Consider the following 12,999-nt stretch of genomic DNA (forward strand, 5'->3'; position numbering starts at 1 on the left):
CTTGATAATGGATTTGTTTCAGTCGATGGGCGTGTACGTCAAAGTGGTCGAAACCGGGAGCATGACGGCCGCCGCTGCGAAGTGCGAAATGTCGACGACGATGGTGGGCAATCATCTGCGCGCGCTGGAGCAACGGCTCGGCGTGCAACTGCTGCAACGCACCACGCGCCGCCAGCGCCTGACCGAATTCGGCAGCGTCTATTATCAACGCTGCTTGGAAGTGCTTGGCTTGGTGGCCGACTCCGAACGCCTTGCCGAACAAGCGTCGGACGAGCCGCGCGGTTTGCTGCGTATCACCGCGCCGCTGACCTTCGGCGTCGAACGACTGACCCCGGCTCTCAGCGAATATTCCTTGCTGTATCCGCAAGTGAAACTCGACGTGGTGCTGACTAACAGCCGCCCGGATCTGCTGGAAAACGGCCTCGATGTCGCATTCCGCCTGGGCAATTTCGACCAATCCAACCTGATCGCCCGGCCCTTGATCGACTACACCCTGACGGTCTGCGCCTCCCCTGATTACATCGCGCGGCGCGGCATGCCGCATACGCCACAGGATTTGCAGCAACACGATTGCCTGTCCTTCGCCTATCCGGCTGGGGATGACTGGCAATCGGTGGAAAAACGCTGGCGTCTGAGCGGTCCGGAAGGCGAAGTCCTCGTCGACGTCAGCGGGCCGATGTTGATCAACAGCTCCGCCGGTTTGCACCAGGCAGCGCGCAACGGCATGGGCATCATGATGCTGCCCGACGCGCTGGTGGAGCAGGATCTGCGCGACGGCAAACTGGTCAGGGTAATGACGGATTACCAACCGCCAAGCAGGCCGATGCACCTGTTGTATGCGCAGGATCGCTATCGATTGCCCAAGCTGAGACGGTTTGTCGAGTTTGCGATGCGTACGTGGGGGAAACCCGCTGACGCCATGCTCGGAAAATAACGCACGCCGGGAAAAATCCCGACCACCAGACCGTTGCTCCGTGACAACGCCGCCCCGCTCCCCTAAATTAGTCGGCCTGAAAAAGACCTCGTGCTTTCTCGCCTCAACTCAAGTTAAAAAGTAGTGAAATTTCAATGTCCGATTTCAACACCGCTGAATCCGTAGTCACCCAGTCGTCCAAAGCGGAATACGAAAACTCCATCAATCTTTCACAACACCTGCCTCAAGCCAAAATCATCAGCGAGATGGTCCTGGACGCGTTCCAGTCGACCCGCGAAAGCGACCAGATCCGCGAATTGCGTGCGGCGATCCGTCAGGCGCATGACAGTTTTGATGACGACAAGGCGTACGAGCTGATGGGCGAACTCAAGCGCCTGAAAGACGCTGAGGCAGCCGATATTGCCGCGCTGGAAGACCTGAGCAGCAAGTTCTCGATCGGACGCATTCTGTCCAGCTTCAAGGACGATCCGGCATTCCAGGAAATCGTTTATGGCCTGGCGCTGAAAGTGCTGAATCAGACCCATCAGGCGATCAGCAATCCGAGCGGCGGCAAGAGCAAAGCTGCGAAGAAGAAAGAAGTGGAAATCTTCACCATCAGCAAGGACGGCGCCAGCGTGACCCTGCCAATGCGCACGCCGCGTTCGCGCCTGAATGTTGACCGTGAGGCACTGGAATTCCTCGGTTTCACTTTCGTGGGTGAAGGCGATGAAGCCGAGCTGGAAAGCGAAACCTTCGTCGATAACGCCGGTACCGAACAGGCGGTGAACCGCAAGAACATCATCACCGCGCTGCAGCAGCAGACGGCGTTTGACGGGTACAGCATCGCGGCGCAGTAATAGCGCAGCCGCTGTACGAAAAAGCCCCGCACTGAGATTCAGGCGGGGCTTTTTGTTGTCCGGCTTGTGATTCGTGAGGAGGCGAAAATCGTCGCCCCTCACCCCAGCCCTCTCCCGAGGGAGAGGGAGCCGAATTGTGTGATTTTCAAACCTGAGTTCGGCTCGGTATTTCAGGTCGGCGTATATCTTGAAAGCCCCTCAGTCAGTCCCCTCTCCCGAGGGAGAGGGAGCCGACTTGTGTGATTTTCAAACCTGAGTTCGGCTCGGTATTTCAGGTCGGCGTATATCTTGAAAGCCTCTCAGTCAGTCCCCTCTCCCTCCGGGAGAGGGTTAGGGTGAGGGCAAACCGCTCCCCCACCTCCCCCCCCCCTCAAGCCGAAGGATGCAACGCCGCAATCATGTCCACTTCAATCGCCGCATTCTTCGGCAACTGATACACGCCGATGGTCGTGCGCGTATGCCGTCCGGCATCGCCCAGCACATGGCTGAACACATCCGAAGCGCCGTTGGCCACTTCGCTCAGGTCCACAAAGTCAGCAGTCGACTTCACATACACCGTGACACGCAACAACGCACGAATCTTGTCCAGCGAACCCACCGCATCGACAATCAGCGCCAGGCAACGCATGGCGCTGATGCTCGCCGCGGCTTGCGCATCCTTGAGGTTCAATTCCAGCCCCACGCGACCGGGATACAGAATCTTGCCATTGACCCGCGGCACCATGCCGCTGATGTAGAGCTCGTCGTGATGACGGATCAGCGGCGCGTAATTGCCACCAGCGGTGTTCTCGCCATAGATGTCGTAGTTGAGTTCTTCAGCCAGGGCGATAAAGCGCTCATCGCAGGTCATCCGTTCGGTCATTGCGCCCAGCCTTTTGATCAATGCACGGGTTAGGACAGTCGAGCACCGAAGGATGGCTTGGAGCTACTACTGTCGAGGTTGGATCCAAATCTATGGCGTTTGCCTAAGTTGTGCAACCAGCGTAGATGGAACAAAAGGCCCTAAACCTTTCGGATGCCCCGGACCACAAGCTGGTCTTCAGCGGCGCTCAAACAGTGTTCAAGCGCTCAACCATATCTGGAAATTTTTCAACCAGTCGTATCAATAAGGCTGCTTGAGCATTGGGCTTCGACTTTTCCTGCTCCCAATTTCGAAGGGTGTTTGGACTTGTCCTGATTCGACTGGCAAAAACAGCTTGAGACATATGCAGTTTTTCTCGAAGAGCAACAATTTCCTGTGCGCCCACTTCAGGTACAGGCTTGTCCTCAAGCACTGTATTGCGCAGTGTGATCTTGCCCTCGCGTTGAGCCGCCATCTCATCAACGCCCTGCATTAACTCTGCAAACAGGTCGCGTTTTTTCATGGGGTACCTCGTTTTTTCAACTCTTTATGAATGGCTGTCCTGAGTGCCCTCTCTTGCTCGGCAGTCAGCTTCTCAAGCTCATCTTTGTCGTAAATGGCGAACATCCAGAACTGACCATCATTCATAAGCCAATAGTAGAGAACCCGCAAGCCGCCCCGTCTTCCCTTGCTACGGCGAGAATCAGCCCAGCGCAGCTTACGGAAGCCACCCGTTCGAGGCATTACATCGCCCGCAAGCGGATTGCTCTGAAGGTAGTTCTGCAATGTTCGATATTCGTCGTCCGTCAGATAGCGGCCAACGCTTTTGGTAAATATCGTTGTTTCAAAAAAGATTGTTCGCATAGCCAAACTATAAGCAGCTTGACTATAGACAGCCTATCAACAAATCGCTGCTCGAATAAACAAAAAACCCCGCACATCTCTCAACGTGCGGGGTTTTTCCTGAAGCTTGCAAACCTTACGGCGCGTACGTCAGCAACAGCTCTGTCGGCACCTTGAAGTCCAGGGACATCATGACGCTCAACGCAGTGATGGTGAAGATCGAGAACACGAACAGCTTGCGTGCCCAGACGGTGTCATCGACTGCCTTGTAGCCGGTCCAGGCCATGTACAGCCAGTACATGCCCATGGCGGCGGCGACGGCTAGGTAGCTCATGCCGGCGTAGCCGCTGAAGGTCAGCATCAAGGTCGCCACGAGGAACGCCAGGATGTAGAGCAGGATGTGCTTCTTCGCCACTTGAATGCCGCGTTTCACTGGCAGCACCGGAATCGATGCGGCCAGGTAATCATTGAAACGGAAAATCGCGATGGCGTAGGAATGCGGCATCTGCCACAGGCTGAACATCACCAGCAGGGTAAGTGCGGCCATGTCGAAGCTGTTGGTCACGGCAACGTAACCGATCACTGGCGGCATGGCGCCCGACAGACTGCCCACCAGCGTGCCGTGAACCGACTTGCGCTTGAGGTATAGGCTGTAGAAGCCGACGTAGATGATGAAGCCGATTACTGCGAACAAGGCAGCCAACGGGTTGGCCACCTTGTACAACAAGGCAACGCCGAGAACACCCAGAATGGTCGCGTAAACCAGGGCCAGTTTCAGGGAGATGAGGCCCTGGACCAGTACACGGTTCTTGGTGCGTTCCATCTTCAGGTCGATGTCGCGGTCGATGCAGTTGTTGAACACGCAACCGGAGGCCACGACCAGGGAAGTACCGATCATGGCGGCCAGAAACACCGCCAGATCGACATGCCCTTTCGAGGCCAGGAAGAACCCGCCTGCCACAGAAAGCACGTTACCGAAAATGATCCCCGGTTTGGTGATTTGGATAAAGTGCTTGAGCGACATCGGGTCTACCTCACTTCGCCATCATGTACGTGTGGATGCTGAACATGATCCACAGCGACAGGCCAACCAGCAGCACGATCACAATCGCCGTGAAGACGAACGCGATCACGTTGTTACGCTGTGCAATGGAACGGTCCAGGTGCAGGAAGTAATACAGGTGAACGATCACCTGGATCACTGCGAACAGTAGAACGATTGCCAGCGTCGTCGACTTCGGCAGGGTCGGGTACATCACCAGACCGAACGGAATGACGGTCAGGATTACCGACAGGATGAAGCCGATGGCGTACGACTTGACGCTGCCGTGGCCAGCATCGTGGCTGTCATGGGAGTGTGCATTAGCCATTACAGAGTCCCCATCAGGTAAACAACGGTGAAGACGCAAATCCAGACCACGTCCAGGAAGTGCCAGAACAGGCTCAGGCAGCTCAGACGGGTCTTGTTGGTCGACGTCAGGCCATGCTTGTTGACCTGATACATCATGATGCCCATCCAGATCAGACCGGCCGAAACGTGCAGACCGTGGGTACCGACCAGGGTGAAGAACGCCGACAGGAAGCCCGAACGGCTAGGACCGAAGCCCTCGGAGATCAGCAGGTGGAACTCGTTGATCTCCATGGCGATGAAGCCCGCGCCGAGCAGGAAGGTCATGAACAACCAGCCCAGGACCGCCTGCTTCTTGCCCTTGTACAACGCCAGCATGGCGAAGCCGTAGGTGATCGAACTGAACAACAGCAAAGCGGTTTCGCCCAGCACGTATGGCAGTTCGAAGATCTCGTGGCCCGACGGGCCACCGGCAACGTTGTTTACCAGTACTGCGTACACCGCGAAGATCGACGCAAACAGAATGCAGTCGGTCATCAGGTAGAGCCAGAAACCGTATACGGTCATCTCGCCCGAGTCGTGGTGATGGTCATCGTGCCCATGGTCACCATGGGCGTGTCCAACATTGGTCACTAAGTTCGACATGGTTTAAGCCTGTTCCAACGAGGTTTCAACACGGGTGGCATTGGCCGGGATTTTCCCTGCCGCGACCAGACGCTTGTGCTGCTCGGCTTCGATACGCTCGATCGTTTCAACCGGAACCATATAGCCCTGGTCGTCACGTGCAGCGTGGATCACGAAGTAAACGACGGTGCCCACCAGGCTCGCGATCGCCAGCCACCAGATGTGCCAGATCATCGCGAAACCGAAGACGGTCAACAGCGCGCCCATCACCACGCCAGTGGCGGTGTTGTTCGGCATGTGGATCGGCTCGTACTTGGCCGGACGCTGGTACGCAGTACCGTTTTCCTTGGCTTCGGTGAACGGGTCGATGCAGTCAGCCTTAGGCAGCACAGCGAAGTTGTAGAACGGTGGTGGCGACGAGGTCGACCATTCCAGGGTGTGTGCATTCCACGGGTCACCGTGATCGCAAACGTTCTCTGGCTTGTTGCGGTCGCGCACACTGACGTACAGCTGGATCAGTTGGCAGGCGATACCCACAGCAATCATCACCGCACCGAACATGGCAACGTACAGGTACGGTACCCACTCAGGGTTGGTGGTGGCATTCAGACGACGGGTCATGCCCATGAAGCCCAGTGCATAGAGCGGCATGAATGCGACGAAGAAGCCCGAGATCCAGAACCAGAACGCTGCTTTACCCCAGCCTTCGTGCAGCTTGAAGCCGAACGCTTTCGGGAAGTAGAACGCGAAGCCAGCGATGTAACCGAATACCGCACCGCCGATGATCACGTTGTGGAAGTGTGCGATCACGAACAGGCTGTTGTGCAGCACGAAGTCAGCACCCGGGATGGCCAGCAGTACGCCGGTCATGCCGCCGATGGCGAAGGTCACCATGAAGCCCAGTGTCCACATTACCTGGCTGGTGAAGCGCAGACGGCCCTGGTAGATGGTGAACAGCCAGTTGAACAGCTTCACACCCGTCGGGATGGAAATCAGCATCGTCGCCAGACCGAAGAAGGCGTTGACGCTCGCACCCGAACCCATGGTGAAGAAGTGGTGCAGCCAGACCATGAAGCCCAGTACCGAGATCGCGCCCGAGGCGTAGATCATCGAGTGGTGGCCGAACAGTTTCTTGCCGGTGAACGCCGAGATCACTTCCGAGAAGATGCCGAATGCCGGCAGGATCAGGATGTAAACCTCAGGGTGGCCCCAGGCCCAGAACAGGTTGACGTACATCATTGGATTGCCACCAAGTTCATTGGTGAAAATGTGGAAATCCATGTAACGGTCAAGGGTCAGCAGTGCCAGGGTAGCGGTCAGGATCGGGAACGAAGCCACGATCAGAACGTTTGCCCAGGTGCAGGTCCAGGTGAAGATCGGCATGTCCATCAGTTTCATGCCAGGGGTACGCATTTTCAGTACGGTCGCGAGGAAGTTGACCCCGGTTAACGTCGTACCCAATCCGGATAGCTGTAGCGCCCAGATGTAGTAATCCATACCCACGCCAGGACTGTATTGCAGACCCGACAGCGGCGGATACGCAACCCAACCGGTCTTGGCGAACTCGCCGACGCCCAGGGACAGGTTGATCAGCACAACGCCGGACACCAGCAGCCAGAAGCTCAGGGAGTTCAGGAACGGGAACGCAACGTCACGCGCGCCGATCTGCAGCGGCACTGCAAGGTTCATCAGGCCGGTGAAGAATGGCATCGCCATGAAGATGATCATGATCACACCGTGAGCGGTGAAGATCTGGTCATAGTGTTCAGGTGGCAGGTAGCCAGGCGAACCCTCGGTGGCCATGGCCAGCTGGGTACGCATCATGATCGCGTCGGCAAAGCCGCGCAGCAGCATGACCATGGCGACGATGATGTACATCACGCCGATTTTCTTGTGGTCGACCGAAGTCAGCCACTCGGTCCACAGGTACGTCCACTTCTTGAAGTAAGTGATCGCAGCGAACAGCGCCAGACCACCGAGGGCGATCATGGCGATGGTCACCATCACGATCGGCTCGTGGAATGGGACTGCTTCCCAACTTAATTTACCAAACATCGTTTACTCCTCTGCCCCGGCAGCTGAATGCGAACCCGCGTCAATATCCGTGGCCGCCACTTCTTTCTCTTTCTTCTCGTGCTTCAGCGGCTTGCCCGGCTTCATACCTTCGTACTTGTCGACGATGATCTGGAACTGGTTCGGCGTGACCGACGAGTAGAGTTCGACTGGGTTGTTCTGGCTCGGTTTGGCCAGGGCCGCGTATTCAGCCTGATCAAGCTGTTTAGGCGACTTCTTGACTTCACTTACCCAGGCGTCGAAATCTTCCTGAGTGGTGGAGATAGCCTTGAATTTCATACCGGTGAAACCGGCACCGCTGTAGTTGGCGGAGATACCGTCCATTTCAGCGTTGCGGTCAGCGATCAGGTGCAGCTTGGTCTGCATGCCCGCCATCGCGTAGATCTGGCCGCCCAGGCCCGGGATGAAGAACGAGTTCATCACGGCGTCGGAGGTGATCTTGAAGTTGATTGGCGTGTGCGCCGGGAACACGATCTTGTTGACCGTGGCAATGCCTTGTTCCGGGTAGATGAACAGCCACTTCCAGTCCAGCGCGACGACTTCGATGGTCACCGGCTTGACGTCAGACTCGATCGGACGATACGGGTCCAGCTCGTGAGTCGAGATGTAAGTGATGTAGCCCAGGGCGATGATGATCAGCACCGGGATGGTCCAGACGGCCACTTCGATCTTGGTCGAGTGCGACCACTTCGGCGTGTAGACGGCGTTCTTGTTCGAAGCGCGGTACTTCCAGGCAAACAGGAAGGTCATGACGATGACCGGCACGACGACCAACAGCATCAGCAGCGTGGCGGTGATGATCAGGTTGCGCTGTTCCAGGCCGACCTGGCCCGTTGGATTGAGCAAGGTCATGTTGCAGCCTCCCAGCAGCAACGTGCCGAGCAGCGGCACTAGGCCTAGTAATCTGGGGTACCTGTTTTTACTCATCTCACGACCTCTAAAGCAGCTTGCGCAATGCAGTTGGGTTTTGATCGCCAACACTTCACCCTGCCAAGGGTTGGCATTTTCTTTGGATTGAATAAGGGCCGCCCGTCGCGCGTCTCACGCTCGACAAAACCTTGGGACAGCGTTCAGTTCTTATTCGAATTCGTGGTCAAAGGCCTTGTTACAGACCAATTCCATTTGGTGCGGAAAATTGGAAAGGCACCGACACCAGGGTGTCTCGAAAGCCTCGCGGCTCGCTCGACACCCGACCTCCTGATCAGTTCCTTGATAAAGGCTGAACAGCGTCGGGAATTCAGTGCGGGCGATTGTAGATAGGTAGCGCCCTATACACCATGTCTTATCCCGAAATAATTTTTATCACTCAGAGCAACAATCCATCGCCATTTTTGCAAAAGTTGCGCAAGTTATCGAAAGCGTTTCTCAATAAAAGCGGCAAAATCTGCCAGCGTAACCGCCTCAAATCAGACAGCTCTGCACCCGATCTACAAACGCTGGAGCGGCGCAAAGCCCGATGTTCCAAGGGCTTCGTCCATCTGCCGGCGCCTGTTAAAACTGCCTGCTCTGGTACGTCCGTGCTCAAGCCCGAAAACACTAAAACTGGCCAATGTTTTTATGTAACAGGCGGCCAATCCGCCGCATCCCGAGTCCCTGCGACAGCCCCTGTGTGACAACATGTCGCACATTTGCCGCACGCTTCATTGCCGTTCGTCACGGTGTTTTCACAAACGCTCTGAAATGCAAAACGCCCCGATTTTCATCAACGAAAATCGGGGCGTTTTGTTTATCGGCAGCTCTGCCGAGAAGTTGACTCAGCGCAGCGCTTTTCGATTACGCGAGGTCAGCAACGGCACCAGAATCACCACCAGCACGAACGCCACCAGCGCCCACTGTGCCAGCGACAGGCCGAGGATCGGCGGATACGGCGTCGAGCAGAAACCGTCGACCTGGAAGCCCAGCGGGAAAATTTTCGCCAACGGCAGATCATCGACAATCGGTTGCAGCACATCGACGCCACAACTCACCGCCGGATAGAACTGCGTATAGACGTGATGCCCGGCCACTCCGGCCCCGGCAATCGCACAGATCACTACCAGTGTCTCGAACACGGTGATGCTGCGACGGCTACGCATGCCCGCACCGATGAAGGCGAACACTGCAATCAGCAACAGTGCATAGCGCTGCAGAATGCACAGCGGGCAAGGTGCTTCGCCGAGCACGACCTGCATGTAAAGTGCGCCGCCGATCAACGCCAGGCAGATGATCCCCAGCAACACCAGATAGCGCCGCTCACGCCCCAACCGCATCGTTTCCTCGCTCATTGCCTTTCCTTTGTAAGTCCATGGTCCAGCCGGCCGGCGGCTGAAATTGTCGCAAGTCTACACCGGGGCAATAAACGATAGAGCGGTTAAGGAATGATTAACCAACATGGCTTTGCGGCGCGCAGAAGATTCGCGAGCAGGCTCGCTCCCACAATGGATCTGCGTCGCACGCAATTCCTGTGGGAGCGAGCCTGCTCGCGAACGAGACAACTCGGTCTCGGATCACTCCAGAGCAGCAGCCGGGCCGAAGAACTCGTAACGGCTCTGCTTCTCCGGCACGCCCAACGCTTTCAGGTGCCGTTTGATCGCGCCCATGAACCCTTTCGGCCCGAGGAAGTACGCATCGACATCGCGCTGTGCCGGCAGCCACTGGCCGAGCAGTTCTTCGCTGAGCAGGCCAACCTTGTCCGCCGCCGGGCTGACGCCATCTTCTTCGGCGTAGCAATAGAAGCGTTTGAGCTGCGGATGACGCGCCGCCAGCCCATCGACCCAGTCGCGGAACGCGTGGACGCTGCCGTTGCGCGCGCAGTGGATAAAGTGCACCGGACGCTCGGTTGCCAACGCTGCTTCCAGCATCGCCAGAGTCGGCGTGATGCCGACGCCGCCACTGATCAGCACCAGCGGCTTGTCGCTGGCCACCAGGGTGAATTCGCCCGACGGCGGGAAAAGTTGGATGCTCGAGCCGACGTGCAGTTGATCATGCAGGTAGTTTGACGCGCGACCGTTCGGTTCACGCTTGACGCTGATGCGGTACTGACCATTGTTGGCCAGTGCCGACAGCGAATAGTTGCGACGGATTTCTTCGCCGTCGAGCATCAGCTTCATGCCGATGTACTGACCCGGTTCGGCCGCAAGAATCGGCCCTTTGTCCGCCGGTTCGAAGTAGAACGAGGTGATTTCCGCGCTCTCCTGCACCTTCGCCGCAACGATGAATTCCCGCGCACCGCGCCAGCCGCCGACGGCTTGTTCCTTCTGGTCATAGATCGCGGTTTCCGCGCCGATCAGGATGTCGGCCAGTTGCCCGTACGCAGCGCCCCAGGCACTCATCACCTCAGGCGTGGCGATCTCTTCGCCGAGCACTTCGGAAATGGCGCGCAGCAGGCAGGTGCCGACGATCGGGTAATGCTCCGGCAGGATCTGCAGGGCGACGTGTTTGTTGATGATCTTGGCTACCAGATCGCCCAACTGGTCAAGCTGATCGATGTGCCGGGCGTACATCAGCACGCCGTTGGCCAAGGCACGCGGCTGATCGCCACTGGCCTGATGCGCCTGGTTGAACAGCGGGCGCACCTGCGGGCATTCGGAGAGCATCATGCGGTAGAAATGCGTGATCAACGCCTCGCCGCCGCTTTCCAGCAGAGGCACGGTGGATTTGACGATGGCACGATCCTGGACGCTAAGCATAAGGTGACTCCTGGGCTTTCTGGAAAGATTGCCTTAGGGATATCAGCTTTCATGCCAACTAATTAATCTTTTAAATTCAATAGCTTGAAACCTTCATAGTCATTTCGACACAAATGAACGTATAGTCATCGCGACTACATCTTGTCTATTTGACTACATACCCATGACCGCCAAATCCCTTCTTACCGCCCTGCTGCCTCTGGTCGCCGACCTCTCCCGCGAACTGCCCGAGGGTGAGCGCTACCGGCGTTTGCTCGAGGCCATGCGCGCCTTGTTGCCCTGCGATGCCGCCGCGTTGTTGCGTCTGGATGGCGAATCATTGGTGCCGCTGGCGGTGGATGGTTTGAGTACGGACACCCTCGGCCGCCGCTTCAAGGTCAGCGAGCATCCGCGTTTTGAAATCCTGCTGGCCGGCGCCGGGCCGACGCGCTTCGCTGCCGACAGCGACCTGCCCGATCCTTATGACGGTTTGGTCGATGGCCTCGACGATCATCTTGAAGTTCACGACTGCCTCGGCTGTCCTTTATTCGTCGATGAAAAACTCTGGGGCCTGATCACCCTCGACGCGCTGGACCCGGAGCGTTTCGAGCCGATCGAACTCGACGCCCTGCAAGCCTTCGCCAGCCTCGCCTCGGCCACGGTCAACGCCGCCGAACGCATCGAACGTCTGGCCACCCGCGCCGAAGACGAGCATCAGCGCGCCGAGGTCTATCGTCAGGCCAGCGGCCAGCAGCACCGTGAAATGATCGGCCAGAGCAAGGCGCATAAACGTCTGGTGGAAGAAATCAATCTGGTCGGCGGCAGTGATCTGACCGTTCTGATCACCGGCGAAACCGGCGTCGGTAAAGAACTGGTCGCCCAGGCCATCCACGCCGCCTCCGCGCGCGCCGACAAACCGATAATCAGCCTCAACTGCGCCGCCCTGCCCGACACGCTGGTGGAAAGCGAACTGTTCGGCCACGTGCGCGGCGCCTTCACCGGCGCCACCAGCGATCGGCGTGGCAAGTTCGAACTGGCCAATGGCGGCACGCTGTTTCTTGATGAAGTCGGCGAGCTGTCGCTGACAGTCCAGGCCAAGTTGCTGCGCGTGCTGCAGAGCGGTCAGTTGCAGCGCCTGGGTTCGGACAAGGAGCATCAGGTCGATGTGCGTCTGATTGCCGCGACCAATCGCGATCTGGCCGAGGAAGTGCGCAGCGGTCGCTACCGCGCCGACTTCTATCACCGTTTGAGCGTGTATCCGCTGCGAGTGCCGGCGCTACGCGATCGTGGGCGTGATGTGTTGTTGCTCAGTGGTTTCTTTCTGGAACAGAACCGCTCGCGCATGGGCCTCAACAGCCTGCGCTTGAACAGTGATGCTCAGGAGGCGCTGCTGGCCTACACCTGGCCGGGGAATGTCCGGGAGCTGGAGCATTTGATCGGGCGCAGTGCGCTGAAGGCGCTGGGTAACTGCAAAGTGCGGCCGAAGATTCTGAGTCTGAGCGCGGCGGATCTGGATTTGCCCCGTGAGGTTGTGGATAACGTGGTTGCGCCTGCCAATGCAGACTTGGTCAACGTGATGCCGATGATCGGTGGTGATTTGCGCAGTGCCACCGATGAGTTTCAGCGGCGGTTGATCGGTGCAGCGCTGGAGCGTCATCAGGATAACTGGGCAAGTGCGGCCCGGGAGTTGGGGGTGGATCGGGCGAATCTTGGGCGGATGGCCAAACGACTAGGCATGAAGAGCTAAAAGCACACCCTCACCCTAGCCCTCTCCCAGAGGGAGAGGGGACTGATTGGGGGATACTGAAGAACTCCACTGACGTGAAAGATTTCTTCCGAATCCATAATCGACT

13 protein-coding genes are annotated in these 12,999 nt (G+C 57.6%); 3 read left to right on the top strand and 10 right to left on the bottom strand.

The features are described 5' to 3' along the window. The first annotated feature begins 7 nt into the window (after positions 1-7). Together ASG55_RS21390 and ASG55_RS21395 are read left to right on the top strand one after the other, a co-directional pair. The gene (locus ASG55_RS21390) at positions 8-934 is read left to right on the top strand and encodes a LysR family transcriptional regulator (protein ID WP_016773308.1); all 927 of its coding nucleotides are present in this window, start codon (positions 8-10) and stop codon (positions 932-934) included. 134 nt (positions 935-1,068) lie between these two features. Then, positions 1,069-1,770, top strand: coding sequence for a hypothetical protein (locus ASG55_RS21395; RefSeq protein WP_016773307.1), 702 nt, complete (start codon positions 1,069-1,071; stop codon positions 1,768-1,770). A 370-nt stretch (positions 1,771-2,140) separates the two neighbouring features. Here the strand turns inward: ASG55_RS21395 and ASG55_RS21400 are convergent, their stop codons facing one another. The 10 genes from ASG55_RS21400 to hmpA form a co-directional block, all read right to left on the bottom strand. Beyond that, positions 2,141-2,632, bottom strand: coding sequence for a RidA family protein (locus ASG55_RS21400; RefSeq protein WP_016773306.1), 492 nt, complete (start codon positions 2,630-2,632; stop codon positions 2,141-2,143). Positions 2,633-2,819: 187 nt separating this feature from the next. Further along, positions 2,820-3,134 carry a helix-turn-helix domain-containing protein gene (locus ASG55_RS21405; RefSeq protein ID WP_041479944.1) on the bottom strand — a complete coding sequence of 105 codons (315 nt, stop codon included), beginning with the start codon at positions 3,132-3,134 and terminating at the stop codon, positions 2,820-2,822. Next, positions 3,131-3,475 (bottom strand): hypothetical protein, encoded by a 345-nt coding sequence (locus ASG55_RS21410; RefSeq protein WP_056790181.1) that lies wholly within the window; start codon positions 3,473-3,475, stop codon positions 3,131-3,133. Before ASG55_RS21410 ends, ASG55_RS21405 begins: the two co-directional genes overlap by 4 nt. A gap of 115 nt (positions 3,476-3,590) precedes the next feature. Further along, positions 3,591-4,478 carry a heme o synthase gene (cyoE, locus tag ASG55_RS21415; RefSeq protein ID WP_016773305.1) on the bottom strand — a complete coding sequence of 296 codons (888 nt, stop codon included), beginning with the start codon at positions 4,476-4,478 and terminating at the stop codon, positions 3,591-3,593. 10 nt (positions 4,479-4,488) lie between these two features. Then, complete coding sequence (gene cyoD, locus ASG55_RS21420) at positions 4,489-4,824, bottom strand: cytochrome o ubiquinol oxidase subunit IV (RefSeq protein ID WP_011335842.1); 336 nt, start codon at positions 4,822-4,824, stop codon at positions 4,489-4,491. Then, on the bottom strand, positions 4,824-5,447 hold the full coding sequence (cyoC, locus tag ASG55_RS21425) for a cytochrome o ubiquinol oxidase subunit III (RefSeq protein ID WP_024014230.1): 624 nt from the start codon (positions 5,445-5,447) through the stop codon (positions 4,824-4,826). Before cyoC ends, cyoD begins: the two co-directional genes overlap by 1 nt. Positions 5,448-5,450: 3 nt before the next feature. Beyond that, positions 5,451-7,481, bottom strand: a complete 2,031-nt coding sequence (cyoB, locus tag ASG55_RS21430) for a cytochrome o ubiquinol oxidase subunit I (protein WP_041479948.1) — start codon at positions 7,479-7,481, stop codon at positions 5,451-5,453. 3 nt (positions 7,482-7,484) lie between these two features. Continuing rightward, a complete protein-coding gene (cyoA, locus tag ASG55_RS21435; protein WP_024014231.1) occupies positions 7,485-8,426 on the bottom strand; it encodes a ubiquinol oxidase subunit II in 942 nt (313 codons plus the stop codon). A gap of 827 nt (positions 8,427-9,253) precedes the next feature. Continuing rightward, positions 9,254-9,763 carry a disulfide bond formation protein B gene (locus ASG55_RS21440; protein WP_041479949.1) on the bottom strand — a complete coding sequence of 170 codons (510 nt, stop codon included), beginning with the start codon at positions 9,761-9,763 and terminating at the stop codon, positions 9,254-9,256. Positions 9,764-9,985: 222 nt separating this feature from the next. Then, positions 9,986-11,167 carry an NO-inducible flavohemoprotein gene (hmpA, locus tag ASG55_RS21445; protein ID WP_056790184.1) on the bottom strand — a complete coding sequence of 394 codons (1,182 nt, stop codon included), beginning with the start codon at positions 11,165-11,167 and terminating at the stop codon, positions 9,986-9,988. Positions 11,168-11,330: 163 nt separating this feature from the next. Between hmpA and norR the strand changes: the two genes are divergently transcribed. Then, positions 11,331-12,893 (top strand): nitric oxide reductase transcriptional regulator NorR, encoded by a 1,563-nt coding sequence (gene norR, locus ASG55_RS21450; RefSeq protein ID WP_056790187.1) that lies wholly within the window; start codon positions 11,331-11,333, stop codon positions 12,891-12,893. The last annotated feature ends 106 nt before the right edge of the window (positions 12,894-12,999 follow it).

This window comes from Pseudomonas sp. Leaf434, from assembly GCF_001425545.1.
Classification (GTDB): Bacteria; Pseudomonadota; Gammaproteobacteria; order Pseudomonadales; family Pseudomonadaceae; genus Aquipseudomonas; species Aquipseudomonas siliginis.